This window comes from Corallococcus terminator, from assembly GCF_049194865.1.
In the GTDB taxonomy this organism is placed as follows: domain Bacteria; phylum Myxococcota; class Myxococcia; order Myxococcales; family Myxococcaceae; genus Myxococcus; species Myxococcus terminator_A.
The window spans coordinates 1-25,167 of record NZ_JBLZWL010000091.1; the positions used below are offsets into that span (position 1 = coordinate 1).

A 25,167-nucleotide genomic window follows, 5' to 3' on the forward strand; every position below is an offset into this window, starting at 1 on the left:
ATGCTGACGTTCGCCTTCGGCGTCATCCGCGCGGGCGTGGGCTTCGGCCTGAAGCTCCTCCGGCTGCGCTCGTCGTCGGTCGGGACGCCCAAGATTCTCCGCAACGTCATCGACTTCCTGCTCTACACGCTGGCGGCCGTTCCCATCTTCCAGACGCAGCTGGACCTGGACCTGACGGGACTCGTCGCCACGTCGGCGGTGCTGTCGGTCGTCATCGGCCTGGCGCTCCAGGAGACGCTGGGCAACCTCTTCGCGGGCCTGTCGCTCCAGCTCGACAAGCCGTTCGAGGTGGGCGACTTCATCCGCATCGGCGAGCACACCGGACGCGTGGCGCAGGTCAACTGGCGCTCCATCCGCATCATGACGTTCCGCCGCGAGTTGGTGACGCTGCCCAACTCGATGGTGGCCAAGGAGCAGCTCAAGACCTTCTCCCAGGACCGGGAGCCGGTGGGCGTGGACACGCAGGTGCGGGCCTCCTACGACACGCCGCCCAACGTGATGAAGGCAGCCCTGCTCGACGTCGCGCGCGAGATTCCGCAAGTCCTGGTGGACCCCGCGCCCATCGCCCGCACGCTCGCGTTCGACGAGGCGTCCGTCCGCTACATGCTCCGCTTCTTCGTGAACGACTTCTCGCTCGCGGACGCGGTGACGGCGGAGGTGCACACCCGGCTGTGGTACCGGCTGCGACGCGACGGCGTGGAGGCGCCCGTGCCCCACCGCGTGCTGCGCATCCGCGAGGACGTGCCGAAGCCGGAGCTGCCCGCGCACACGGTGCTGAGCCTGCTGCGCGCGGTGGACCTCTTCCAGCCGCTGGCGGACGCGGACCTGGAGCGACTGGGCCAGGAGGTCCACGTGCGGCGCTTCGGCCGGGACGAGCACGTCATCCAGGAGGGAGACGACGGCCGCACCTTCTACCTGGTGGCCTCCGGCAAGGTGAGCGTGCGCGCGGGCAAGACCCAGGCGGAGGTCGCCCAACTGGGCCGGGGCGACTACTTCGGGGAGATGTCGCTGCTCACCGGAGAGAAGCGCGCGGCCACCATCGTCGCGTTGGAGGACGCGCTGCTGCTCGAGGTGGACCGGCCGACCTTCGCGCGGCTGTTCGCCGAGCACCCGGGACTGGCCCGCCAGCTCTCCGCCATCCTGGCGCAGCGGCGCACCCAGCTCCGGGCCGTCGCGCAGGCCAGCGGCGCCAACACGGACCCCATCCCCGCGGAAGTGGGACGGATCCTGAGCCGACTGCGCCAGATTTTCGGGCTCCACGCGTCGCACGAGTAGCCCCCGCCGACCCTCGCCCGAAGGGGCCCGTTGAGCCCCGGTTGGGCCCGCTCGCCCTACCTGCCAGGGCGTCCATTTTCCGGCGTCCGCGAGCCCCTCCCCGCCACAGGGAATGTCAGACCCCTCCGGTAGTATCTCCTCATTCTCGCTACCGGAAAGGAAGTCGACATGACCACCCTTCGTGAGACCCCGTGCGTTTCCGTCAACCAGTTGGGCCAGTACCTCACCGGAACGCCGTCCCTCCGCAAGCGCATCATCCACGGGCAGCGCAACCCCGTGGACCCGCAGTACCTGCGCTACCCCGCCGCCGCCCAGGCCATCACCGAGTACCTCTGCGAGGGCCGTGACGAGGTCATCCTCCGCTACCACCAGCGGCGCCTGCTCAACGCCCAGCCGGACTCGGACTTCGACGCGCACCGGCTGGCCCTGTGCGCGGAGGCCCTCCAGCGCTGCCTCCTCGCCGCGGAGGACCTGGCCTCGTGCGCCATCGCCAGTCCCGCGGAGCTGGACCCCGCTCCCCTGGAAGTCGCGGGAGTCGCCGTCAAGGTCCGGCCGGAGGTGCTGCTGCGCGGCGTCGATGCGCGCGGGCAGATGCGCTCGGGCGTGCTGAAGCTCTACTTCTCCAAGCACGCGCCGCTGGATGAGCGCGCCGGCCAGTACATCGCCACCGTGCTCCACCGCTTCGCCGAGGAGCGCCTGGAGCAGCGTGGCCCCGTGGACCCTCGACTGGTGGGCGTGTTCGACGTGTTCGCCGGCCGGCTCTTCATGGCGCCCAAGTCCCAGCAGCGCCGGCTGAACGACGTCATGCTCGCGTGCGAGGAGATCGCGGGCTGCTGGAACCGGAACTGACAGCCCGCCGGCCCCGCCCGTGCCCAGGTCGGCGCGGGGCCGGTGTTCATTTCCGGGACGCGACTTCCCGCATCCGCGAACGTACTTGGGGGAAGCGCCCGTCACCCCCCTGGGAAGCCGGCGGTTTTCCTCGCGGGTGAAGCTGGCACGGCCTTCGCTTTGAGGGCCGCCATGGACTCGCTCCGCCAGGATTTCCGCTATGCGCTGCGCACGCTGAGGCATACCCCGGGCTTCACCATTGCCGCGGTGGTGACCCTCGCGCTGGCCATCGGCGCGAACACCGTCCTCTTCAGCGCCATCCACGCCATGCTGCTGCGGCCGCTCCCGTTCCAGGCGCCGGAGCAGCTGGTTCGCCTGTGGTGCAAGCAGGAAGTCATCAGCACCGCCTCCCTGTCACCCCCGGAGCTGCTCGGTTGGCGGGAGCACGGCCGCGGCTTCACCGCGCTCGCGGGCTTCACTCGGCAGGACTTGAGCCGCACGGGTGGCGACACTCCCGAGCGGGTCCGCGCCGGCCGCGTCACCCCCAACTTCTTCAAGCTGCTGGGGGTCTCGCCCGTCCAGGGGCGAGACTTCCTGGACGAGGACGCGCAACCTCGCAACACCTCGAGCGTGGTGGTGGTGAGCCATGGCTTCTGGCGAAAGTCGCTCGGTGGCGCGGCGGACGCGGTGGGCTCGTCGTTGCAGTTGGACGGGCGCACCCACACGGTGGTGGGTATCCTGCCGGAGGGCTTCGCCTTCCCGGAGTTCGCCGAGGACGCGGACGTCTGGCAGCCCCACTGGCTGGACCCGGAGGCCCACGGCAACCATTACATGCAGGTGGTGGGGCGGCTGGCGCCGGGCGTCACGCTGGACGCGGCGACGGAGGACCTGCAGCGGGTGGCCCTGGCCATCGCCCGGACGGACCCAGGTGAGAAGCCGCACAAGGTGACGACGGCGCTGTGGCAGCAGCACCTCACGTCCAGCAGCCGCCCGGTGCTGTGGACGCTTTGGGCAGCGGTGGGCTTCGTGCTCCTCATCGCCTGCGCGAACGTGGCCAACCTGCTCCTGGTACGGGCCTTGGGGAGGCAGCGGGACGGGGCCATCCGCGCCGCGCTCGGCGCCAGTCGGGGCCGCCGGATGCAGCAGGCGCTGGCGGAGAGCGTGCTCCTGGGCCTCTTCGGCGGCGCCCTGGGACTGCTGTTGGTGATGTGGGGCATGGAGCTGGTGCGCGCGCTGTTGCCCCAGTCGATGTTGCGCATGGCGCCCGTGGAGCTGAGTGTTCCGGCGCTGCTGTTCAGCCTCGCCCTCTCCGTGAGCGCCGGGCTCCTCTTCGGACTGGCGCCCGCGCTGCACACCGCCGGCATGGATGTGCTGCCGCTCTTGAAGCAGTCCGGAAGCGCGGTGGGCGCCCGCGCCAACCACCCCCTGCGCAACGCACTGGTGGTGGTGCAGCTGGCGCTGGCGCTGGTGCTGCTGGTGGGCACGGTGCTGATGGTGCAGACACTGCGCAACGTGCAGGCCGTGGACCTGGGGTTCGACGCGGAAGGTGTACTGAGCGCGCGGCTGTCACTGCCCGACGTGAAGTACGCCACACCCGACCGGCTGCGAGGCTTCTACGGCGAGCTGCTGGAGCGCCTGCGCGCGCTGCCCGACACGGAAGCGGTGGGTCTGGTCAACGACGCGCCACTGGGAGGAACCAACGCCAACGGCAGCTTCACCCTGGAGGGCGCGCCCGACCAGGACACCGACCGCTACCTCGCCGAGTACCGCGTGGCCTCTCCCGACTACTTCCGCGCCCTGCGCATCGCCGTGCGCCAGGGCCGGGAGTTCGGCCCCCAGGACTCCGAGAAGGGCGCCCCCACCCTCATCGTCAACGAGGCCTTCGTGCGCACGTTCCTGGAGGGCGGCGACGCCCTGGGGCGCAGGGTGCGGCTGGGCTGGAGCGACTCCGAGCCCTTTCGCGAAATCGTCGGCGTGGTGGCGGACGTGCGCCACGTCCGCCTGACGGAGGCCGCCACGCCCGAGGCCTACCTGCCGTACGAGCAGTACCCCCTGCAGACCATGTCCGTCCTGATGAGAACGCGCCGCGAGCCGTCGACCCTGGTGGCCTCGGTGCGCCAGGAGCTGAAGGCCGTGGACGCCGAGCAGCCCATCTATGACCTGGCGCCCTTCGCGAGCCGGGTGGACCGCCAGCTCTCGCGCCCCATGGCCACCGCGCGCCTGCTGGCCGCCTTCGCGCTGCTCGCCGTCATCCTGGCGGGCGTGGGCGTCTACGGCGTCATGGCCTACGCGGTGGGGCAGCGCACCCGGGAGCTGGGCATCCGCCTGGCGTTGGGCGCTCATCCCCGCCAGGTGCTCGGACTGGTGATGCGCCAGGGCCTCCAGCTCACGGCGGTGGGCGTGGGCGCGGGGCTGCTGGCCGCCTTCGGCTGCATGAGGCTCCTGGCCACGCTGCTGTACGGTGTGAATGCAAACGAGCCGGGCGTCTTCCTGGGAGTTGCCGTGGTGCTGGGGGCGGTGTCGCTCCTGGCCACGTGGTTCCCCGCACTGCGCGCGAGCCGGGTGTCGCCGTCCGTGTCGCTGCGCTCGGAGTAGCCCCGCCCTCCTGCTCGCTCTGGGACGGGGCGTCGCGGAACGCCCCTCCTCCCAGCGTCAGGCCCTCTCCGGGCGCATGGGGTGACTTCACCCCACCAACCCCTCATCGGGCGGCGGGGAGCGAACCAGCGAACGTCCCGGACGGTTGGCCCTTTGACGCTTGGCGATGGAAGGGTTTAAGAGTCCGCATGCACTTCGACTGGACCTTTCTGGTTCGCGTGAGCGCGCTGGTGTTGCCCGCCATGCTGCTCATGGTTCTGCATGGCGCGACGGCGAACGCCGCGGAGACGAGCGCCCCGCTGGAGAAGCTGGCGAGCCGGCGCATCTTCTTCGGCCACCAGTCGGTGGGCGGCAACATCCTCGACGGAGTGAAGCAGATCCCCGCCTCCTCGCAGGGGCTGGCGCCGCGCGTGGTGGAGGTGAAGAACCCCACGGAGTCGCTGGCGCCCGGCACCCTGGCCCACGCCATGTTGGGACAGAACGAGAAGCCCGAATCCAAGATCGCCGACTTCGAGCGGATGATGGACGCGGGGCTCGCGAAGTCGACGGACGTGGCCTTCTTCAAGTTCTGCTACATCGACTTCAACGGCGCCACGGACACGCGCGCGCTGTTCGAGAAGTACCGCGTCTCGATGGAAGGCCTGAAGGCGCGCCACCCGGGCACCACGTTCGTCCACGTCACCGCGCCGCTCACCACGGTGCAGCGGGGCGCCAAGGCGTGGCTGAAGGAGCTGCTCGGCCGTCCGGTGTGGGGCATCGCCGAGAACGTGCAGCGCGAGACGTTCAACGAGCTGATGCGCAAGGCCTACGGCGGCAAGGAGCCCCTCTTCGACCTGGCGCGGCTGGAGTCCACCGCGCCCGACGGCACGCGGGAGACCTACGAGCTGAACGGGCAGACGTGGCCGGCGATGGTGCCGGGCTATTCGGACGACGGCGGCCACCTGAATGCGACGGCGCAGGCGCGACTGGCGAAGGAGCTGCTCAACTTCCTGGCGGGCCTGCCCGCGCCCGTCGTGCAGCCTCCCATCCCCGCTGTCCAATCCACGCCGTGACATGACGCCGTTACGCCAATCACTGTCGCGCGAGCTCGGGGGCCTCCTGTCCCGCCTGAAGTTGAGGCGATGTCAGGAGGTGGGGGACTCGGTAACGGTGCTGGGCCGCGTGTGGATTCACGGCGCGGGCCGCGTGCACGTGGGCTCCCGCGTGGTGCTGGACGGACGGATGGCGCCCATCGAGCTGCACGCCATGTCCAGCGACAGCCTCATCATCCTGGGAGACGACGTCACCATCGAAGGTGGCGCCTCCCTGGAGGCGCTGAGCTCCATCACCGTGGGACAGGGCGCGCGGCTGGGGGCCTTCATCAAGGCGATGGACAACCAGCACCATCCGCTCAGGGGCAACCGCCACGAGCGGCCTCCATCGGTGCCGATGGTCATCGCGGAGGGGGTGACGGTGGGCAGCCGCGCCATCCTCCTGCCGGGCGCGCAGCTCCAGAAGGGCTGCACCGTGGCGCCGGGCACCGTCATCTCGCGCAAGATTCCCGCGGGGGTGACGGTGGGCGGCGCGCCTGCCCGGGTGTTGCGCAGGGAGGTGACGGGATGACGTCGCGAATGCCGTTCGTCCGAGTGCCCGCCGTGCTGGCCCAACTGGAAGCGCTGCGCAAGTCCGTGGAGCCCCGGGCCCAGCGCGCGGTGGCCATGGTGCGCGCCCGCTGGCTGTTCCGCGACGTCCAGTCGCTGGGGCACAACGTGGCCGCCTACGGGCCGCTCTCCGTGCACAACGCGGGGGAGATGGTGCTGGGAGACAGGCTCACCTTCGTGGGCGGAATGCTGCCCAGCTCGCTCGTGTGCCATGCGGGCGCGCTGCTCACCATCGGCGAGGAGACCCAGTTCAACTATGGCGTCTCCCTGGAGGCCTGGAAGTCGGTGAGCGTGGGAGCCCGGTGCATGTTCGCGTCGTTCGTCCGGCTCGGAGACCGGGACGGCCACCACACCGCGCCCATCGTCATCGAGGACGACGTCTGGGTGGCCCACGGCGCCATCATCATGCCCGGGGTCCGCGTGGGGACGCGCTCGGTGGTCGCCGCCGGCAGCATCGTCACCCAGGACGTGCCGCCCGACACCCTGGCCATGGGCAACCCCGCACGCAACATGAGCCTGGAGCTGGTTGCTCGCGACACAGGCAGCTGAGCGCCTCAATCCTTTGTTCCGGGTGCGTCTTCTTCACGCCCGGATTGTTTCCGAACCCATCCACCGTTTTTCCAGACAGGACGTCCTACCGTGAGCATTCGTGAACGCATTCGTACCTTCATCGTCGACACGTTCTTCGTGGACGAGTTCGGCGACGACGACTCCTTCCTGCGCAAGGGCCTCATCGACTCCACGGGGATGATGGAGCTGGTGGCGTTCCTGGAGCAGGACTTCGGCATCAAGCTGGAGGACAAGGAGCTGGTGCCGGAGAACCTGGACTCGCTCACGCGCGTGGTCGCCTTCGTCGAGCGCAAGCAGCAGCAGCGCCTGCCCCAAGCAGGCTGAGAGCGAGCGCGCCATGTGTGGAATCGCTGGCTTCACCTACCCGGCGGGAGGGGACGCCGGGGCCGCGCGGGCGGAATCCGCCGAGCGGCTGCGCCGGATGACGGCCAGCATCCGCCACCGGGGCCCCGACGCACAGCGGGCCCTGTTGCTGGATGGCGTGGCCCTGGGCCACACGCGGCTGTCCATCGTCGACCTGGAGGGCGGACACCAGCCCATGCGGGACGCGGCGACGGGGCTCACCGTCGTCTTCAACGGAGAGATCTTCAACCACGTGGAGCTGCGCGAGCAGCTCGCGAGTCAGTACGCCTTCCGCACGCGCTCGGACACGGAGGTCATCCTCGCGGCGTTCCTGACGTGGGGCATCGACTGCGTGCGCCGCTTCGAGGGCCAGTGGGCCTTCGCGCTGTGGGACCCGCGTGACGCCACGCTGTGGATGTCGCGAGACAGGGTGGGCATCTGCCCGCTGTTCTACGCGGAGCTGCCGGGTGGACACCTGGCGTTCGGCTCGGAGGCCAAGGCCCTGTTCGCCAGCGGGCTGGTGACGCCGTCGCTGGACGCGCGCGGGCTCAAGCAGACCTTCCAGCTCTGGTCGCCGGTGGCGCCGCGCACCTCGTTCGAGGGCGTCCGGCTGTTGCCCCCCGCGCACTCGGCGCGCTTTCGCGCGGGGACGCTGGAGACGTTCCGGTACTGGGACCTCGACTTCGGCGTGGAGCCGAGCACCGCGAGCGACGAGCGCATCCAGGAGGAGCTGGGCGAAGCGCTGGAGCGCGCCGTGCGGCTGCGGCTGCGCGCGGACGTGCCGGTGGCGGCGTACCTGTCGGGTGGACTGGACTCCAGCCTCCTGTGCGCGCTGGCGCAGGGACAGCTGGGCGGGACGCTGCGGACGTTCTCCGTGGGCTTCGAGCGCGCGCGTTTCGACGAGCGCCAGCACCAGGCCACGGTGGCGGAGGCGCTGCGCACGGAGCATCGCGTGGTGGAGATGCGGGACGGTGACATCGGCACGCTGGTGCCCGGCGTCATCTTCCACGCGGAGCAGGCGATGATGCGCTCGGCGCCCGCGCCCTTCCTGCGGCTGAGCGAGTGGGTGCGGGAGAACGGCATCCGGGTGGTGCTCACGGGAGAGGGCTCGGACGAGATGTTCCTCGGCTACGACCTCTTCAAGGAGACCAAGGTCCGGCAGTTCTGGGCGCGGCAGCCGACGTCGAAGTGGCGGCCCCTGCTCCTGCGAAAGCTCTACCCCACCCTGTCGGTGAGTCAGCAGAACGTGGAGCTCTTGCGCGAGTTCTTCGGCATGGGGCTGGAGGACCCGGGGAGCCTGGGCTTCTCGCATCTGGTGCGCTGGTCCAACAGCGGTCGAATCCTCCGCTTCCTCGCGCCGGAGTTCGCGGCGAGCGTGGTGGACGAGGACCCGATGGCCTCGGTGCTCGCGACGGTGCCGAAGCACGTGGCGTCGTGGCGGCCCCTGGCACGCGCGCAGTACCTGGAGGCGAAGACGCTCCTGTCCGGATACCTCCTGTCCGCGCAGGGCGACCGCATGCTCCTGGGCAACGCGGTGGAGGGACGCTTCCCGTTCCTGGACACCTCGGTGATGGAGCTGGCGGCGAGAATCCCCGAGCGCGTGCGGCTCAAGGGCCTGGACGAGAAGCACGTCCTCAAGCGCTTCGCGAAGGGGCGTGTTCCGGAGTCCATCCTGGAGCGCAGCAAGTTCCCGTACCGCGCACCCATCGCCGGAGCGCTGGTGGGACCGGAGGCGCCCGCATGGGCCAAGGAGCTGCTCGCGCCCGAGGCCATCGCGAAGGTTGGTGTCTTCGACGCGCGCAAGGCGGAGCGGCTGGTGGCCAAGCTGCGCGCGCCCAACTCCATGGAGAGCGAGGCCGACACCATGGCCCTGTTCGCCATCGCGTCCACGCAGCTGCTCGCGCAGCACTTCCTCACCCCGCGTCAGCTGCCCCAGGCGGACGTGGACGCCGTGGTGCTGGAGGCAGCATGAGCGCGACGGACTCCGCACCCGCGTGGGTGCTTGGCCACGCGGAGCGCACGCCGGACGCGTCGGCGGTGGACTCACCGTGGACGCGGCTCACGTATCGACAGCTCGCGGAGCGGCTGCGGGCTCTCGCGGGACATCTGCACGCGGCGGGCGTGGTGCCCGGAGACAAGGTGCTCATCGCCCTGCCCCTGGGCTCGGCGGGCGCGGTGGTCGGGCTCGCGGTGCAGGCCCTGGGCGCATGCGCGGTGGAGCTGGACCGGGAGACGGGAGCGACGTCGGTCGACGCCATCCTGGCGCAGACGGGCGCACGCCATGCCTTCATCTTCGGGCAGGACGCGCGCAAGTGGACGGGCAAGGGGCTGGGACACCTGTACGTGGTCCACTCCGCGCGCCCTCCGGAGCGGATGCTCCAGGCGCTGACACCGGCTATGTGCACGTGGGTGCAGGAGGACGGAGCACTCGACGCGGACGTGAAGGTGACGCCGCTGGACGCGCTGCCCTCGACTCCCGCCCAGGCCCACGCGTCCATCGTCTACACGTCCGGCAGCACGGGCACGCCCCGAGGTGTCATCCAGACCTTCGGCAACATCTCCGCGAACACGCGCTCCATCGTCGAGTACCTGGGCCTGTCCTCGCGTGACAGGGCGCACCTGATCCTCCCCCTGCACTACTGCTACGGCAAGAGCGTGCTCCAGACGCACCTGCGCGTCGGCGGCTCGGTGTTCCTGGATCCGCGCTTCATGTATCCGCAGGTGGTGCTGGAGGCGATGGCGGCGGAGAAGTGCACGGGCTTCGCGGGCGTGCCGCTCACCTTCGAGCTGCTGCGCAGACAAGCCGGCGCGGAGGCCCTGTCGAAGCTGCGGCTGCGCTATGCGACGCAGGCCGGCGGAGGCATGTCACCGGACACGATTCAGTGGACGCGGGAAGCGCTCTACCCCGCCGAGCTGTACGTCATGTATGGCCAGACAGAGGCCACCGCGAGGCTCAGCTATCTGCCGCCCACGCGAGCCACCGAGAAGGCCGGCTCCATCGGCGTGGCGATTCCCGGCGTCGAGCTGCGCGTCGTGGGCGAGGATGGCAAGGCGCTGCCCACGGGCGAGACAGGCCACCTGATTGCTCGAGGCGCCAACGTGACGCCGGGCTACCTGGGCGACCCCGAGGAGACGGCGGCCATCCTCAAGGATGGCTGGCTTTGGACGGGTGACCTGGCGTGGCGGGACGCGGAGGGCTTCATCTTCCTCGTGGGTCGCGCCAAGGAAATCCTCAAGGTGGGTGGCCACCGGGTGAGCCCCGCGGAGATGGAGCATCAGCTCGCGCGGCACCCCGCGGTGCGAGAGGTGGCCGTGGTGGGAGTGCCGGATGCCCTGGGTGGCGAGGCGGCCTGCGCCGTGGTGGTGCGCCAGGAAGGCGTCGAGGTGAAGGAGGACGACCTGCGACGCTTCTGCAGGGAGTCGCTGCCGGCGCACAAGGTGCCTCGGCACGTGGTGTTCGTGGAGGCGCTGCCGCGCGGGCCCAGTGGGAAGGTGCTCAAGGCGGAGCTGCGCACCCAGTATTCGTCGGTCGGTTCTTCGTGAAGGGTTCGAGAGGGGTCCACACAATGAAATTCTCCAAGCAGGTGCTGGAACTGGATTGGGAGGCGAAAGCCGCCGAGCTGTCCGAAGGGCTGCGCGAGACGGTGCTGAAGAAGCTGCGCAAGCGCGGCCTCGTGGTGGCCGTCTCCGGAGGCATCGACTCCGCGTGTGTCGCGGCGCTGGCCGTGCGCGCGCTGGGGCCCGAGCGCGTCTTCGGCATCCTCCTGCCGGAGAAGGACTCCAGCGGGTGGAGCTCACAGCTGGGCCGCAAGCTCTGCGAGAAGCTGGGGATCAAGTACCAGCTCCACGACATCGCCCCCATCCTCGAGGCCGCCGGCTGCTACCGGCAGCGCGACGAGGCGGTGCAGTCCGTCTTCCCGGAGTTCACGCCTGACATGAAGTGGAAGATTGTCATGCACGGTGACCGGCTGAACTCGGACACGGTGAACTTCTTCTACGTCGTGGTGCAAGTGAATGGCGAGGAGCGCCGCTTCCGGCTGTCTCCCCAGGCCTATACACAGATTGTCGCCGCGACGAACTTCAAGCAGCGCACGCGGAAGATGATGGATTACTTCCACGCGGACCGGCTGAACTTCGCGGTGGCGGGCACGCCCAACCGGCTGGAGTATGACCAGGGCTTCTTCGTGAAGCTGGGCGACGGCGCCGCGGACGTGAAGCCTATCGCCGGCCTCTACAAAACCCAGACATACAACCTGGCCAGGCACCTGGGCGTCATCGACGAAATCACCAGCGGCGAGCCCACCACGGACACGTTCAGCCTTCCCCAGTCGCAGGAAGACTTCTATTTCTCCGTGCACTACTCGCAGCTGGACTTGCTGATGTGGGCGAAGAACCACGCGGTGTCCACGGACGAGGCCGCGCAGGTGATGGGCCTGACGCCCACGCAGGTGCAGCGCGTCTACGACGATATCGACCAGAAGCGCCGCAGCACGGCCTACCTCCACTCGCCGCCGCTGCTGCTGGAGAAGGTGCCGGAGCTGGAGCCCTTCAAGCTCGGCTGAGCCTGGGGCCCGCCGTGCGGCGGGAGGCAGTCCATCGCCTCCCGCCCGGCACGCCGCTCACTCGAATTCGTCGCAAGCCTCGGTGCGGACGGGAATGCCCTTTCGCGCGTCGTCGCGGACGTACAGCTCTCCCTTGCGGAAGAAGTCCTGACCGCCCTGCAGGCGCACCACGTTGCGCTTCGCGTCCACCACGGACCACTGCAGCGTCTCGCGCGAGCCGGCGTACACCACCTCCAGCGTGGACACGCCAGCTTCCCCCGCCTTCACGGCCGCGAGCTTGCCTTCAAGGCTGTCCTGCCCGAAGTCGACCTCCATCGCCCCGTCCGCCTTCACCGTCACCGCGGGAATGGCCGAGCCACAGGGCTGGTCGATGACGTAGCCCTTCCCCTTGCGGTGCACCTGCACCCAGCGGCCCACGAGCGCCTTCACGTCCACGCCCTCCGCGCTCGCGGACGCCGCGCCCGCCTCACGCAGGGGACAGTCCAGGTCCAGGTACGGGAGCTGCCCCACCAGCACTTGCTGCCCCCGGACGACGCGCACGGGCACCACGTCCGGAGGCGGTGACACCGCGTACACCTGCACCGCGTCACCCGACGCCAGGGACACGGCCCCATTCGCCCCATCCGCCGTCTTCAGCGCGGTCCGCGCCGCCTTCACCTTGCACTCCAGCAGCGCCGACGAGGACGCGCGCGTGAAGCTGTCCTGGCCGGACCAGCCCGCGCCGCAGCACCCCGTCCCCGGGCCCTTCAGCACCAGTCGCTCGGATTCCAGACCCAGTGTCCAAGTGCCCCCAGGTTGAAAAGGAGACAGTGTCCAGGCCTTCGCGGACTTCTTCCGCACGGCCAGGGTGCATTCACAATCACCCATGCCCTGCCCTTGCGGAAAAATCGACTCGTATTGGACGAGCGTCTGATTGTCTCCCTCGAGCACCGCGAGGGTGCCTCCTTCCCTGGCATAGACGCCGGAGAGGGGCTGTTGCTGCGCGGCGGCAAGGGTGGCCCACAGACACAATGACGTGCCTGTCACGAGGCCGTAACGCAGTGCATTCATTCGCGACTCCTTGTGCGAGCTTCGCTGGGAATGGCGCCTGTCCTAGCCGGGGCGCACCCAGGAAGTCAGTCAAAACCGTGGGGGGTCGAGGCAACTCTCATTCTCATCGCCCGACAATCCGGACATCTGTTGTTCCCACACCCCTGTTTCCAATCGCGGAGTGCCCCATGTCCCCCCGCATTGAAGGTCGTCAGCAGACGTACTCGCCCACCTCGACGCAGGCCTCGGGCCTGCCCCAGGGCCGCGACGCGCAGCTGAACCTCCAGCAGCTCTGGCCGTACATCGAGAAGTACGCGCAGAAGTACGGCGCGGACCCGAAGGTGCTCGCGGGCATCGTCGCGCAGGAGTCGTCGTTCAAGAACCACGGCGTGCACCAGGACGGCACGGGCCACGGACTCATCGGACTGGATGACAACGGCCTCTTGCCCTCGTTCGAGAAGTGGTCCGGCATGCAGGTGGGCCGGGGGGCGAACGCGCAGACGATTCCGCCCGAGAAGCAGATGGAGTTCCTCGCGAAGACGATTGGCGACCTGACCAAGAAGCACGGCAGCAGCCTGGCCGCGGCGCGCGAGTGGCACCGGGGCGCTGGCAACATGAACGACGCTCGGGGCTACGACTACCAGAGCAAGATTCAGAACCACATGAACAGCCTGTTCCCCGGCGGCAAGACGCCGAGCGGGACGAACACCAACGTGCCCGACAGCACGGTGACGGGCGGCAACAACACGCCGGGCGGCAACAACACGCCGGGTGGCAACAACACGCCGGGCAACAAGCCGGGTGTGGCGCCGAACCAGGTGGACCCGCGCAAGCCGGTGGGTGAGTCGGATTATCAAATCAAGAAGGGTGACACGCTCTGGGGCATCGCCTCGAAGCTCAAGAGCCAGGGCATGGAGGGCTCGCACTGGGATGTCATCAACCAGATTCGCGAGCTGAACCCGAAGATCACCGACCCCAACCTCATCCTCGCGGGTGACTCGCTCAAGCTGCCGGGAGTCGCGGGCAAGGACCAGAGCACGTTCACGCCGGGCACGAACAAGCCGGGGCCGGTGGACCTCAACCCCAAGCCCACGGGCCCGCAGGCCACGGACGGCGCCGCGCCCGTCACGGGTGACGGCCGCGTGGACCCGAGCAAGGTCCCGCAGATCAGCCAGTACAACCCGGCCGGGAAGAACGGCGCGTACACGAACGGCCCGGCGAACTGCGGCCCCACGTCGATGGCGCAGATTGCTCGCGCCTTCGGCTACGGGAAGGACATGACGGACGCCCAGCTCATCAACCACCTGGGCCAGATTGGCGGCACGTCGTCCAACGGCACGGGCGTCAACGGCATCTCCTCCATGGCGAAGGCGATGGGCAAGAACGCCGTGACGAAGGGCCCGGGCGCCAACGTGGAGTGGATCACCGAGCAGCTCAAGGCGGGCAAGCTGGTGGTGGCCAACGGCGACTACCACGCCATGCCGCCGCACCAGAACGAGGGCCGCACGTCCGGCCACTACGTCACGGTGGCGGGCATGGACTCGAAGGGCAACTTCATCGTGCGCGACCCCGCGGACGCGAACGTGAAGACCATTACGCCCGAGCAGATGCGGCACTTCCTGAGCTCCAACCCCAACGGTGGCTATCAGATGGCCATCGGCTGATGCGGAGTGAGTGAAGTAGGCTTGCGCGGACCGGCACTCCCTGGGTGTCGGTCCGTTGCGTTTCCACACCCCGAGGTCCCGCGATGACGCAGAGCAAACCGACGCACACCTGTCTCTCCTGCAAGAAGACCGAGGGCGGCGAGGTGATTGGCTCCTCCTACATTTCCACGGGGGAGAATGGGATGATCGTCCGCTTCTGGATGTGCGACGCGTGCGCCCTGACGATGGGACCTGACCAGGGCCCCATCGACATGGACGAGCCGGCTGGAGCGGCGCAGCGAGGCTGAGACGCGCCCTGGCGCGGGGCGAGGAGCCGCGCGAGGGCCCGTATCGGCGGGTGGGGGGCCTACACCGGGGTGGAGCACGGGCGGCGGGCGGGGTATGGAATACGGCGTCCCTGCCCCCGTCGGAGAAGTCATGAACAAGCTCCTAGGCCCTGTGTCCTTCGTCCTCGCCTCGGCCGCGCTCGCGGTGGCCCTCTGGGCCCCGGGGCGCACGGAGGCGCCTTCCACGTCCGAGCGGCCCGAGCCCGTGGCCGCCCTGCCCGCCAACCAGGAAGACCTGGAGCGGCGCGTCCAGGCGATGGAGGACACCACGCTGAGCCTGTCCCGGCGCCTGATGGAGCTGGAGCGGCGGCCGGCGGGAGTAGCAGGCGATGGAGGTGGCGCGGCGCCCGCGCTGACGGCCGAGTTGGAGCAGCTCCGCGGGGAGGTGCGGGGGCTGATGACCGGGGAGACCTTGAGCACGGAGGGTGGCCGCGAGGCGCTGAAGGACGCGATGCGTTCGGTGCAGGAGGAGATGCGCACCGAGCAGTTCCGTTCGCGGCAGGAGGAGTGGATGCAGGCGCAGGTCCGCTCGACGGCTCAGCGCACGGAGCGAATCAAGCAGCTCGTGTCCGAGGCGAAGCTGAACTACTCGCAGGAGCAGGAGCTGACGCGCCGGATGGAGGCCGAGGAGACCTCGCGCAACGCCCTGTTCGAGGAGGTGCGCACCGGCGCGAAGAACCCGCGTGAGATTCGTCAGGCATTGCGGACCCAGCGCGAGGAGACGGACCAGGCGATGAAGGGCATCCTCGACGAGGGGCAGCGCGCCAAGTACGACATCATGCGGCGCGAGGAGCAGATGAACTCCCGGCCCCGTGGCCCTCGTGAAGGCCGGTCTCAGGACCCGTAGTCGGGGATTGGAATCAGCCCTGATGCGACAGACATGCTGATGCAGCGACTTCGACGAACGATGGTGTGTGTCCTCGTGGCCTTCGGTGTCATCGGGGGACTCTCATGCAAGGGTTGTGAGAGTCCCTACGATCCTGAGTGCGACCGGGTTGACGTGTGTGGACTGCTCTGTGCGGGAAAGCCTGTGCCCGCGATTCCCGACCACTGTCCACAACCCGTGTGTCTCTGCCGCAAACGCGACGCGGGCGTCAATCCCAACCAGGAAGAGCAGCCCTCGAAGTAGTCGCTGGAGTCTGACTACTCCTTGGACGTGGGCGGCACCGGGCGCGGGTCACAGGCAATCCCCGGGCACCGCTTGTTCTCCGAGCAGCTCCCATCGCAGCACTGGAACTGCCCCGGAGGACACGCCGGGGCACCGGCGTCCTCCCGTTTCAGCTCGCGGCGAATCAGCACCTCACTCGCCGCGTCCGGAGCAGGCGGCGGAGCAGCCTCGCGCTTCAGCTCGTCCCCAGGCCCCCGGCAGCCCAGCCCCACCAGCAACGCCCCCGCCACCATCCACCGTGCCCAGTTCGGGCGCTGACTCGACTTCGCGAACATCGACGTCCTCCGTGTGTCCCGGGCCCCTTCGCCCCTCGCGCGGTGGCCCTCTCAAAAACAAGGGGCGGCCCCGGAAACCTCCCGGGACCGCCCCTCACACTTCCCGCTCCGACCTCAAGCAGAGGCCGGGCGAATCACTAGCTCCTGCGACGACGGCGCAGCGCGAGCGCCAGCATGGCCAGGGCCGGCACCAGCGCGCTGGTGGCACTGCCACCCGCCGCGCTGCAACCACCCTCGTCCGCCAGGTTCCGCACCGTCACCGACACTTCGACAGCGTCGCTCGAGCTCACGCCGTCGTTCGCCCGGACGCGGAAGAGCAGCACCGACGTCTCCGACACTTCAGGGGCCACGAAGAACGCCTCTGCCTTGTCCGCACCCTGGAGCTGCACGGACGGACCGGCGATCTGCGTCCACGCGTAGGTGAGGTCATTTCCGTCAGCATCCGTGCCCGTGGCGCGCATCTTCACGCCCGAGCCCTCGTGCACCGTGTAGCTGCCGATCGCGGTGACCACCGGCTTGCGGTTGTCGCGCGTGACGGTGACGGTGACCGTGCTCGCCTCGCTGGCCTGACCATTGGCCGTCGCCACGAAGCTGAAGCGCAGGACCGCCGACGCCCCCGTCACTTCCGGCGCCGTGAAGCTCACGGTGGGCGTGTCCGCCCCCGTGAGCGCCACCGTCGTACCTTCAGTCTGCGTCCAGGCGAAAGTGAGGGCCTCGCCGTCCGCATCCTCGGCGCTGCCATACAGCGTCACCGTGGAGCGCGAGCCGACTTCCTGGTCCACACCCGCGCTCGCCACAGGCGCGCGATCCACCTGACGAACGGTGATGGTGATCGTCGCCGGGGCGCTCGCGTTGATGCCGTCATTCGCCACCAGGCGGAAGGTGAAGGCCGTGTTCGCCGTCACCTCCGGAGGCGTGAACGTCGGAGTCGCGCTGGTCGCGGAATCCAACACCACCGCCGGACCCGCGGTCTGGGTCCACGCGAAGCGGAGCGTCTCACCGTCCGCGTCCGTCGAACCCGTCGCGTCGAGCGTGATGCTGCCGGAACGCTCGTCCACCGTCGTGGGGCCGCCATCCTTCACGCGGGCCACGGCGACGGGGACGTTGTTCACGTTCGTCACCAGGACCTGCACCACCCTGGGCAGGCTGGAGTCCGTGCCATCGCTCACCACGAGCTGGAACGTGAAGATGGTGTTCGCGGGAACGAGCGTGCTGAAGCTCGGCGTGGCCGTGTTGGCGCCGTTGAGCGTCACCGTCGGTCCACCCACCTGCGTCCACGCGTACGTCAGCGTGCCCTGCGCGGAGCCATCCGGATCGATGCTCCCCGTGCCGTTGAGCGTGATGACCGTCGGGGTCCGCACACCACCAGCACCCACGATGACCTCCGCCACCGTCTGGGACACGCCCGCCTCGGCCACCGGCGCCACGTTGCAGGTCGGAGCCGTGCCCGTGCCAGTGAACGTCTCCGCGACGCGCGAAGTGAACGGCGTCGTGTTGGTGATGCCGGTGACCTGGATGTCGTCGACATCCCAGCCATAGGCCCCCACGCCGCCATCGGAGGCATGCCGGAACCGCACGCGGACCTGACGACCCGCGAACTGATTACCGAAGTTGTAGGTCACCGGAGTGAACTCCGGGTAGTCCTCGCTCAGCTGGACGAAGGCAGGGAAGCCACCCAGGTACGGATTACCCGCATCGAGGAGGTTGATGTTGGCTTCGCTCTCGGTCGTGCCCGCGTACCAGTTCAGGTCGTACCAGTTGACCCACGCGCCTTCGTTGACCGAGACCTCGATGGCCGCACCATCGTAGTGCACCCACGCGCCACTGACCCAGGCGGACTCGAAGCTGAATCGGTGGCTGAAGGACAGCATGAACGGCTGCCCGGCCGCGACGCTGAACAAGGGCGAGGTCAGCCGCTTGTCCAGGCTCGTCGCCTCGTTGGAGGCGTGCCAGTGCTGAGCACCCGCCTGCCCGTTCTCCCACATCGGCCGGTAGTTGAACGTCGACGACACCCACGGCGTGCTCTGCGTGGAGACCGTATCCGTGTTCGACGAGTTGGCGCGCTCGTCGTAGTTGACCTCGGTCTGGAACGAACGGACGCTGGAGCCATCCACCAGCTTCAGGGTGTTCGGGAACGTCACGTCGAAGCCCAGCACCGCCAGGGCACCCGCCTCCGGAGCCGGAGCCGCCGTCAGCGCAACCGCCACTGAAGCAGTCGCGGTCGCACCGCGCGCGATGTTGTTGAAGCTGAGAGTGGCTCCGCTGGAGAACGCCGCCTCGACACCCGCGCTGGAGCCCGCGAAGGCCGCGGTGGCCGTCACTCCACTGACCGCTCCGGCGCCCACGTTGCGCACCGTCACCTTGAGGAGACCCGTCTCACCCGCGTCCAGCACGCCGTCCTTGTCACAGCCCGTGGCCGTGTCATCCAGGCTGATGCTGACGATCTCGAGCGTGTTGCCGGACTGGAAGCTCTCCACCACGCCGATGTGGTCCGCGCTGTTGCGGTCCGCGACGCGCGCACCGAAGCCGGCACCGCGCTTGGCGAAGGCCATCAGGAAGCGCTGGTAGTCCGCGGGATCACTCGCGGCGGCGGCCGCCAGCACGGCGTCACGCCCCTCCAGGAACGTGGGGCTCACCGGCGTCGCCTTGTAGGCCGCCACCAGGTAGCGCTTCATCCGGTCCTGCGCCTCGTGGAACGGATGGGCGTTCAGTAGGCTCGCGTAGCACTCCCACAGCATCGTGGCCCAGACCTCGCCCGCGTTGTGGACCTCGGCGTTGTTGGAGCCCCCGCTGGTCGGGTGGTTGGTCGGCAGGGGCGTGCCGTCCGCCATGTGGCGGAGCGTCAGGCCGTTCTTGCCCGTGTCCGTGCTGTAGGGAACGCGGCGGATGCCGTAGTAGTAGCCCTGGTTGCCCGGACCGCTCTGGGTGAAACCAGCCATGCCGTAGGTTCCCTGCCACTGGTTGTTTCCAGCGCGGGTCACGTCCTCCGAGCGCACCGACAGGAGCATGGCGTGGAAGTCACCCCAGCCCTCGCCCATGGAGCTGCCCTGGTTGTTCGTCAGGCCGGCGCCGTTGCCGACGAGACGGTTGGAGATGTAGTGCCCCCACTCGTGCGCGATGATTTCGTTGTCGAGCGTACCGTCGCGGTCCGCTTCACGAACCATGCGCGCCGCGACGGCGCTCGTCGCCAGCGCCGCCCGCCAGGCGTCACCGTCGGGCTTGGTCACCAGCAGCGCCGGAATGGTGATGGCGTCGTCGATGGCCGGAATACCCGTGGCGGCCATTCCGCTCAGGACACCCGTGGTGCTGTTGGTGATGAGCACGGCCTTGGCGCCCGCGCGCTGCGCGTTGAGGACCTTATAGGCAAACGAGCAGCTACCGCGCTCGATGAGCGCGATCTTCCCGGTGAACGGCGTCGTGCCGCCGTACGGGTCAGCTCCGTTCGCGTCCGCGCAACCAATCCGGAAGGCGGTGGTCTTGGCCTCGTCACCCGCGAACGTCGGGGGCACCACGAACTCGCCCGACAGGTCGAAGATCGTCCGCCCGAACGACGCGGTGTACGTCCGGTGCGCCTGCGCGAGCGGCGCCGGAGCGGTGATGCGGAACTCCGCCGAGCTGTCGAAGATGAACTGCTGCATGCGGGGACGCGCGCCGTCGGCGGGCGTCGCCATGTTGGCGTTGTTCCGGCCAGCGGAGTCCTGCGCTTCCACGCGGAGGCTGTCGCCCTCCAATCCGCCGCGCCCGAAGTTGCTCATCTGGGCGTTGCCGGAGGCCTCGTCGAAGCCCGCGTCGTAGAACCAGTCGTGCAGGAAGTTGGTGACATAGAACAGGTTCACCACGGCGGCCAGCCGCTGCGTCTGGTTCGCGTTCGGCTGGATGGTCGTGTCGTAGGCGTAGTCGAAGCCGCGGCCCGCCACGTCGCTCAGCGGCGCGCGCAGGTCGAAGCCCGTCTGGAAGCCATCGCCACCACCGAGGTCCGCATACGCGTCGACGTTGTTGCCCGTCGTCGTCGTCGCGTTCGCCGGCAGCCACGGGTCACCGCGGCTGAAGCCAGCGTGCTCCAGCGCCACCAGGTTGGCCGGGACGTTCAGCGGAGCCTGGTAACCATCCGGGATGCCCGTGGGGTGAGGCGTAGCCTCCGTACCCTGGGGACCGTCGTAGGGCAGCTTGGAGTTCGGGTCCGCCCACACGCGGTAGGTGAACGCCTCCGACTGCACCAGGCTGTGCTTGAGCAGCAGCGAGCCGTCCCGCGCGTCGATCACGTAGGCCGTGTACGCCGCGTCCGGGTTGGCCGCCGGGCCCGCGTTGACCTCCACGTAGTACGCCGGCACCAGTCCGTCGGGCATCGGGAAGAGGACCTTCTTCGAGCGCGGCGCCTCACCGAAGCCGTGCGTCGCCAGCAGGTTCGCGTCCACCGCGTAGTGGCTGTAGTCGCCCTTCGAGCCCGAGGGCACCAGCGCCCGGGCGTCGAGCGGACTGCCCGTCATGTCCTGGAACGCGCGGGAGATGGCCTGCGGCGCCGAGACGCGGAAGGCCGACGCCTGGGCGTTGCGCTCGTCGTCCTGCTGACGCGGCTGCAGGTAGCCCGAGATGGCCACCAGCTGCTGGCCGGCGTCCATGACGACCTTGACCTCGTTGCGGAACACCTCGATGCCGTTGACCCGACGGCCGTAGGTCGCGACCACCGCGCCTGCGCCATCCTTGGGCAGGTGCACCGTGCGCAGCTCCGCGCTGTTCACCTCGGAGGCGTTCAGACGGTACAGGTCCGCCACGCCACGCAGGTGCTCACGCGCCGCGGTGTTCGCGCTGGCCTCCGTCAACGGACGCGAAGCCTTGGCCTGCTGCGGACCCGCGCTCAGCGCGCGCTCCGTGAAAACGAACGTCGGTACGCCGAGACGACCTTCCACGCTGTTGATGCGCAGTCCGCGCTGGGGGGCGGTGGCCGCGGACTGGGGCAGGGAGCGATCCGCCGGCGATACGAGGAAGGCATCAACCGCGGCCTGCCTCGCGTGTGCCTGCGGAGACCACATCAGCACGGCGAACACGGCGCTCACCGTGCCCATCCAAAGACGCTTCATGAACGACGACCTCTTTCGGGTGGTGTTGCGGGGGGCCCACGCCGTCGGACGCCTGCTCGGCAGGGCGTCCAGAGGTTAACGATTATTTTGTTACCAACACAATTGCCCCCCGCAACTCGCCTACCCCCCGAGCAAGAATACCAAGAATTGCCACAATTACTGGCTGGCAATTCGGAGAAGGCAGACTATTTGTCACACAGTTGCGTTCACCGCGAGGCCGTGTATCAGCCAAACGGCGGGCGCGCGTTGTGGGCGATGACGAGCACTTCGTCGGGCCGGGCCTCCGCGCGTGCATACGTGAGGAGCGCGGCCAGGCCATCCGAATGCTTGGGCCCGGCGGTCTCCAGTACCACTTCCTCGCGGTGGGGATGGAAGAGGTCGGCCTCGCCCAGGTTCTGCTCCATCCACCGCCGCCAGCCCGGCAGCGGCGCGCCCAGTGATGGCTGCAGGCCCACCACGTCGTAGCCCTCCGGCGTGAAGGCGCGGTGCAGCCCCACCACCGTCGCGCCCGTACCGAAGCCGCTCACCACCAGCCGCACCGTGGGAAACGCCTCGCGCACGAAGTCGCGCAGCTCGCTGGCCCAGCCCTCCACGCAGCCCACCAGCGCGCCGTTGGAGAGCTGCCGAGGCCAGCACCAGCCCTGACGCTCGTAGCCCAGCGCCACCTCCCAGGCCTCGGAGAGCTGGCGCACGGTGCGCACCTCGCCGCCGAACCCCTGCCCTCGCAGGTAGGCGGCACCGGCCGTATCCGTGAGCGCGAGCACCGGCAGCCCGCGCTCCTTGCCCAGCGCATCCAGCGCGAGAGACGACGAGGAGCCCGACAGCTCCACCAACCCACGGGCGCCCTCGGGCACCGTCTCCAGGTAGCGAGAAAACGTCAGGTACTTGAGCCCACCGGAGGGAAGCTCTCCCCCCCACAGTACCAACGGCCCATCGGGGGACAGCCGTGACAGGGGAAAGTGCATGGGCGGACCTCCCTTCGGTTAAGGCCCGCGTGGACACCTCGGGCCCACGGCTGAACCTCGGCACCGTCTTGCCCCGGCGGCCAGTCCCCTCCTCCTTCCGCTGTCGCCCCGTGGACCCGCGAGGCTGCCCGTCCGCTGGCCTGGGACACTCGCCAGCCCCCGGGGGCGATGCGAAAGGTCTCCTGGGGCACCTTCCTGTGCGATAGTGACCCTCAACGAATCGCATGTTGCGCAGGCTCCTTCCCACGCTCATCGCCCTGGGTTGCGGGCTCCTCGCCCTCGGTTGGGGGCTGGTGAGCCTCCAACGTATCTTCACGCGCGAGCGCGAGGACGCGCACGCCCAGGTCCGCTCCCGCCGCGACGCCCTGGCCCACGCCGCCACCGAGTCCCTGCGACAGGTCCTCGCCCGTCAGCTCGAGGAGCAGGTCTTCGCCATCCACGCCGCCGTGGACAATCCCCTCGCTCCCGGCGAGGGCTTCTATCTCCAGTTCCGCGGCCACCAGTTCCTCCCGCGCCTCACCCATCCCCTGCCGGGCCAGGACATGCCCGCGCGCGCCCTCTACGAGATGCTCTCCGACCACCTCCGGGGGAGCGTCCACACAGAGGGCTGGGAGCCCCGGCTCGCGAGGCTGCGCGCGGCCCAGGCCGCCCTGGTCGCGGGAGAGACGAGGCGCGCCACCGCGCTGGTGGAAGAGCTGCTGCGCCACCACACGCGCCAGACGCTCCCCGCCGAGCAGGAGCTGCCCTTCCTGCTGCTCGCGGTGGAGCACCTGCAGCGCGGCCCCGTCACCACGCCGCTCATCCGCGCCCTGCTGCGCGAGGGACTCCCGGAGGAGTTCGGCGGCATCAGCCGGGGCGCGGGCCTGCAGCGGGACTTGCTGCGCGCGCGCTCGCGCTTCTCCCAGGCGGACTTCGACTTCCTCCAGGCCCGAATCGTCCGGTTGAGCGCCGCGCTGGGGGAGCCCACGCGCGACTTCCTGGAGCGCTCGGGCGAAGCGGGCGCGGGCATGCTCGTGATGCCCGAGGGGCTGGTGGAGCCCACCCTGCTGGGAGAGCAGTGGTACGTGGAGCCTCGCGGAGAGGTGCTGTACGGCATCGCCGTGGACATCCCCGCGCTGCTCATCCCCATCACCCAGGACATGCGCACGCGCGGGCTCTTCGGCGCGGATGGGCGGGTGCGCCTGCAGACGGACCGCCCGGCGATACCGGCCCGGGAGATTCCGCTGCTCGTGGAGCTCCCCGAGTGGGCTCGCGCTGAGGTGGACATCGAGGCGCGCTATGGCCTGAAGACGCTGCTGGTGGCCGTGTGCGGCGCGCTCGCGGCGGCCATCGTCGCGCTGGCGCTGGTGTCACAGCAGCGCAAGTACCGCTTCCTGGAGCTCAAGAGCGACTTCGTGGCCACCGTCTCTCATGAGCTGCGCACGCCGCTGGCCTCCATCCGCCTGCTCGGCGAGACGCTGGAGCGCAAGCTGGCCCACACGCCCGAGGTGCGCGACTACCCGGCCCGCATCGTCCAGGCCGCCGACGGGCTCCACTTCCTGGTGGAGAACATCCTGTCGTTCAACCGCATCGACAAGGGGCGCTGGACGCTGCGCTCCTCCCGCGTGCGCCTGGAGGAGCTGGTCAACCCGCTGCGGGACGACCTGGCCTCGGCCACCTCCGTGCCGGTGGAGCTCACCACGGACATGGACGACGCGGAGCTGGAGGCGGACCCGTCCCTGTTGCGCCTGCTCTTCTCCAACCTGGGCCGCAACGCGTGCGCGTACAACCAGCGCAACCCCGTGCGCATCTCCGTGAGCGCCCGGATGTTCGAGGGTCACGGCTGCACCATGCTCTTCCGCGACAACGGCGTGGGCATCCCCGAGTCCGAATGGGAGAACGTCTTCCAGGACTTCTATCGTTTGACGCCTCCCGGACAGGAGGTGCACGGCAGCGGTCTAGGCTTGGCGCTGTGCCGGAAAATCATGAAGCTGCACCATGGCGACATCCAGGTGGCCTCCTCCACACCCGAGGGGACCACGTTCGCGCTGACCTTCCACGAGCCGCGTCGATGACCACCTCCACCCCACCCTCCTCCACCCGTCCCGCCATCCTCATCGTCGAGGACGATGCGCACCTGCGCGTCGGGCTCCGGGACAACCTGCTGGACGAGGGCTACATCGTCTCCGAGGCCCCGAGCGCCCGCGACGCGGAGCCGCTCTTGCGCCAGCGCGAGTTCGACCTGCTCATCCTGGACGTGATGCTCCCGGGCGAGGACGGCTACAGCTTCTGCCGCCGCCTGCGCGCGCAAGGCGTGAAGTGCCTGGTGATGATGCTCACCGCGCGCTCGCTCGAGGACGACATCGTCCGGGGCTTCGACGCCGGGGCCCAGGACTACCTCACCAAGCCCTATCGCCTGCGGGAGCTGCTCGCGCGCGTGGGTGCCCTCGTCCGCCGTGCGGGGACGGCGCCGGCCCAGGTGACGACGTTCGGCGGCTACGCGCTGGACCTGGGCCGCCGCACCGTGGCGAAGCCGGATGGCGCGGGCGTGGAGCTGACGCGCACGGAGTTCGACCTGCTGGCCTACCTGCTTCGCCACCGCGAGCGCGCGCTGCCCCGAGGAGAAATCCTGGACGCGGTGTGGGGCCGCGACGTGGTGGTGGACCCGCGCACGGTGGACAACTTCGTGTCCAACCTGAAGAAGAAGCTCGGCTGGACGAGCGCCTCGGGCTTCACCATCCACACCCTTCGCGGGGTGGGCTACCGGATGGAGGTCTCCTCGTCATGACAGAACCATGACCAACAGATGGACTGCCTCCGGCCATTCCACGGCGCCGACTCCGTAGTTTGAGTGGTGCGTGGACGGGGCGC

General features: G+C 69.3%; 19 protein-coding genes. 15 read left to right on the forward strand and 4 right to left on the reverse strand.

The genetic code is table 11. The annotated features are described in order from the left end of the window. The 10 genes from ACN469_RS28360 to nadE form a co-directional block, all read left to right on the forward strand. A partial coding sequence (locus ACN469_RS28360) for a cyclic nucleotide-binding domain-containing protein (RefSeq protein ID WP_498772733.1) occupies positions 1–1,275 on the forward strand: 1,275 nt, incomplete at its 5' end. Positions 1,276–1,443: 168 nt separating this feature from the next. Then, positions 1,444–2,124, forward strand: a complete 681-nt coding sequence (locus tag ACN469_RS28365) for a hypothetical protein (RefSeq protein WP_498772735.1) — start codon at positions 1,444–1,446, stop codon at positions 2,122–2,124. A 171-nt stretch (positions 2,125–2,295) separates the two neighbouring features. After that, complete coding sequence (locus tag ACN469_RS28370) at positions 2,296–4,698, forward strand: ABC transporter permease (protein WP_498772737.1); 2,403 nt, start codon at positions 2,296–2,298, stop codon at positions 4,696–4,698. 188 nt (positions 4,699–4,886) lie between these two features. Next, a complete protein-coding gene (locus tag ACN469_RS28375; RefSeq protein WP_498772739.1) occupies positions 4,887–5,750 on the forward strand; it encodes a hypothetical protein in 864 nt (287 codons plus the stop codon). Between the two features lie 79 nt (positions 5,751–5,829). After that, a complete protein-coding gene (locus ACN469_RS28380; RefSeq protein WP_498772741.1) occupies positions 5,830–6,300 on the forward strand; it encodes an acyltransferase in 471 nt (156 codons plus the stop codon). Further along, a complete protein-coding gene (locus ACN469_RS28385; protein ID WP_253991708.1) occupies positions 6,297–6,887 on the forward strand; it encodes an acyltransferase in 591 nt (196 codons plus the stop codon). Before ACN469_RS28380 ends, ACN469_RS28385 begins: the two co-directional genes overlap by 4 nt. A 90-nt stretch (positions 6,888–6,977) precedes the next feature. Beyond that, a complete protein-coding gene (locus ACN469_RS28390) occupies positions 6,978–7,232 on the forward strand; it encodes an acyl carrier protein (RefSeq protein ID WP_498772743.1) in 255 nt (84 codons plus the stop codon). A gap of 13 nt (positions 7,233–7,245) precedes the next feature. Continuing rightward, positions 7,246–9,222 (forward strand): asparagine synthase (glutamine-hydrolyzing), encoded by a 1,977-nt coding sequence (gene asnB, locus ACN469_RS28395; RefSeq protein ID WP_498772745.1) that lies wholly within the window; start codon positions 7,246–7,248, stop codon positions 9,220–9,222. Next, positions 9,219–10,793 carry a class I adenylate-forming enzyme family protein gene (locus ACN469_RS28400; RefSeq protein WP_498772747.1) on the forward strand — a complete coding sequence of 525 codons (1,575 nt, stop codon included), beginning with the start codon at positions 9,219–9,221 and terminating at the stop codon, positions 10,791–10,793. The genes asnB and ACN469_RS28400 overlap by 4 nt, the downstream gene beginning before the upstream one ends. A 23-nt stretch (positions 10,794–10,816) precedes the next feature. After that, positions 10,817–11,812, forward strand: a complete 996-nt coding sequence (nadE, locus tag ACN469_RS28405) for an NAD(+) synthase (protein ID WP_498772749.1) — start codon at positions 10,817–10,819, stop codon at positions 11,810–11,812. A 57-nt stretch (positions 11,813–11,869) separates the two neighbouring features. On the opposite strand, the gene ACN469_RS28410 is transcribed toward nadE, so the two are convergent. After that, the gene (locus ACN469_RS28410; RefSeq protein WP_498772752.1) at positions 11,870–12,862 is read right to left on the reverse strand and encodes a hypothetical protein; all 993 of its coding nucleotides are present in this window, start codon (positions 12,860–12,862) and stop codon (positions 11,870–11,872) included. A 167-nt stretch (positions 12,863–13,029) separates the two neighbouring features. Here ACN469_RS28410 and ACN469_RS28415 point away from each other — a divergent pair, with 167 nt between their 5' ends. The 3 genes from ACN469_RS28415 (at position 13,030) to ACN469_RS28425 (ending at position 15,678) form a co-directional block, all read left to right on the forward strand. Continuing rightward, positions 13,030–14,505 carry a C39 family peptidase gene (locus ACN469_RS28415; protein ID WP_498772754.1) on the forward strand — a complete coding sequence of 492 codons (1,476 nt, stop codon included), beginning with the start codon at positions 13,030–13,032 and terminating at the stop codon, positions 14,503–14,505. Positions 14,506–14,588: 83 nt separating this feature from the next. Continuing rightward, positions 14,589–14,792 carry a hypothetical protein gene (locus ACN469_RS28420; protein WP_498772756.1) on the forward strand — a complete coding sequence of 68 codons (204 nt, stop codon included), beginning with the start codon at positions 14,589–14,591 and terminating at the stop codon, positions 14,790–14,792. 130 nt (positions 14,793–14,922) lie between these two features. Further along, positions 14,923–15,678 carry a hypothetical protein gene (locus tag ACN469_RS28425; protein WP_498772758.1) on the forward strand — a complete coding sequence of 252 codons (756 nt, stop codon included), beginning with the start codon at positions 14,923–14,925 and terminating at the stop codon, positions 15,676–15,678. 296 nt (positions 15,679–15,974) lie between these two features. Here ACN469_RS28425 and ACN469_RS28430 read toward each other — a convergent pair whose 3' ends face one another. The 3 genes from ACN469_RS28430 to ACN469_RS28440 form a co-directional block, all read right to left on the reverse strand. Further along, a complete protein-coding gene (locus ACN469_RS28430; RefSeq protein WP_498772760.1) occupies positions 15,975–16,274 on the reverse strand; it encodes a hypothetical protein in 300 nt (99 codons plus the stop codon). A 137-nt stretch (positions 16,275–16,411) separates the two neighbouring features. After that, positions 16,412–21,352, reverse strand: a complete 4,941-nt coding sequence (locus ACN469_RS28435) for a myxosortase-dependent M36 family metallopeptidase (RefSeq protein WP_498772762.1) — start codon at positions 21,350–21,352, stop codon at positions 16,412–16,414. A 224-nt stretch (positions 21,353–21,576) separates the two neighbouring features. Next, positions 21,577–22,317, reverse strand: a complete 741-nt coding sequence (locus tag ACN469_RS28440) for a hypothetical protein (RefSeq protein WP_498772764.1) — start codon at positions 22,315–22,317, stop codon at positions 21,577–21,579. Between the two features lie 224 nt (positions 22,318–22,541). On the opposite strand from ACN469_RS28440, the gene ACN469_RS28445 reads away from it, so the two are divergent. Together ACN469_RS28445 and ACN469_RS28450 are read left to right on the forward strand one after the other, a co-directional pair. After that, positions 22,542–24,371: a sensor histidine kinase gene (locus ACN469_RS28445; RefSeq protein ID WP_498772766.1), complete on the forward strand. Its 1,830-nt coding sequence runs from the start codon at positions 22,542–22,544 to the stop codon at positions 24,369–24,371. Further along, positions 24,368–25,084, forward strand: a complete 717-nt coding sequence (locus tag ACN469_RS28450; protein ID WP_498772768.1) for a response regulator transcription factor — start codon at positions 24,368–24,370, stop codon at positions 25,082–25,084. The genes ACN469_RS28445 and ACN469_RS28450 overlap by 4 nt, the downstream gene beginning before the upstream one ends. Positions 25,085–25,167 lie beyond the last annotated feature (83 nt).

Excerpts from the sequence above, each read along its gene's own strand:
- ACN469_RS28450 (WP_498772768.1), top strand. The coding sequence starts at position 24,368 with ATGACCACCTCCACCCCACCCTCCTCCACCCGTCCCGCCATCCTCATC.
- ACN469_RS28385 (WP_253991708.1), top strand. The coding sequence starts at position 6,297 with ATGACGTCGCGAATGCCGTTCGTCCGAGTGCCCGCCGTGCTGGCCCAA.
- ACN469_RS28425 (WP_498772758.1), top strand. The coding sequence starts at position 14,923 with ATGAACAAGCTCCTAGGCCCTGTGTCCTTCGTCCTCGCCTCGGCCGCG.
- ACN469_RS28370 (WP_498772737.1), top strand. The coding sequence starts at position 2,296 with ATGGACTCGCTCCGCCAGGATTTCCGCTATGCGCTGCGCACGCTGAGG.
- ACN469_RS28375 (WP_498772739.1), top strand. The coding sequence starts at position 4,887 with ATGCACTTCGACTGGACCTTTCTGGTTCGCGTGAGCGCGCTGGTGTTG.
- ACN469_RS28410 (WP_498772752.1), bottom strand. The coding sequence starts at position 12,862 with ATGAATGCACTGCGTTACGGCCTCGTGACAGGCACGTCATTGTGTCTG.
- ACN469_RS28430 (WP_498772760.1), bottom strand. The coding sequence starts at position 16,274 with ATGTTCGCGAAGTCGAGTCAGCGCCCGAACTGGGCACGGTGGATGGTG.
- ACN469_RS28445 (WP_498772766.1), top strand. The coding sequence starts at position 22,542 with ATGTTGCGCAGGCTCCTTCCCACGCTCATCGCCCTGGGTTGCGGGCTC.
- ACN469_RS28440 (WP_498772764.1), bottom strand. The coding sequence starts at position 22,317 with ATGCACTTTCCCCTGTCACGGCTGTCCCCCGATGGGCCGTTGGTACTG.
- ACN469_RS28415 (WP_498772754.1), top strand. The coding sequence starts at position 13,030 with ATGTCCCCCCGCATTGAAGGTCGTCAGCAGACGTACTCGCCCACCTCG.
- nadE (WP_498772749.1), top strand. The coding sequence starts at position 10,817 with ATGAAATTCTCCAAGCAGGTGCTGGAACTGGATTGGGAGGCGAAAGCC.
- ACN469_RS28435 (WP_498772762.1), bottom strand. The coding sequence starts at position 21,352 with ATGAAGCGTCTTTGGATGGGCACGGTGAGCGCCGTGTTCGCCGTGCTG.
- ACN469_RS28365 (WP_498772735.1), top strand. The coding sequence starts at position 1,444 with ATGACCACCCTTCGTGAGACCCCGTGCGTTTCCGTCAACCAGTTGGGC.
- asnB (WP_498772745.1), top strand. The coding sequence starts at position 7,246 with ATGTGTGGAATCGCTGGCTTCACCTACCCGGCGGGAGGGGACGCCGGG.
- ACN469_RS28420 (WP_498772756.1), top strand. The coding sequence starts at position 14,589 with ATGACGCAGAGCAAACCGACGCACACCTGTCTCTCCTGCAAGAAGACC.
- ACN469_RS28400 (WP_498772747.1), top strand. The coding sequence starts at position 9,219 with ATGAGCGCGACGGACTCCGCACCCGCGTGGGTGCTTGGCCACGCGGAG.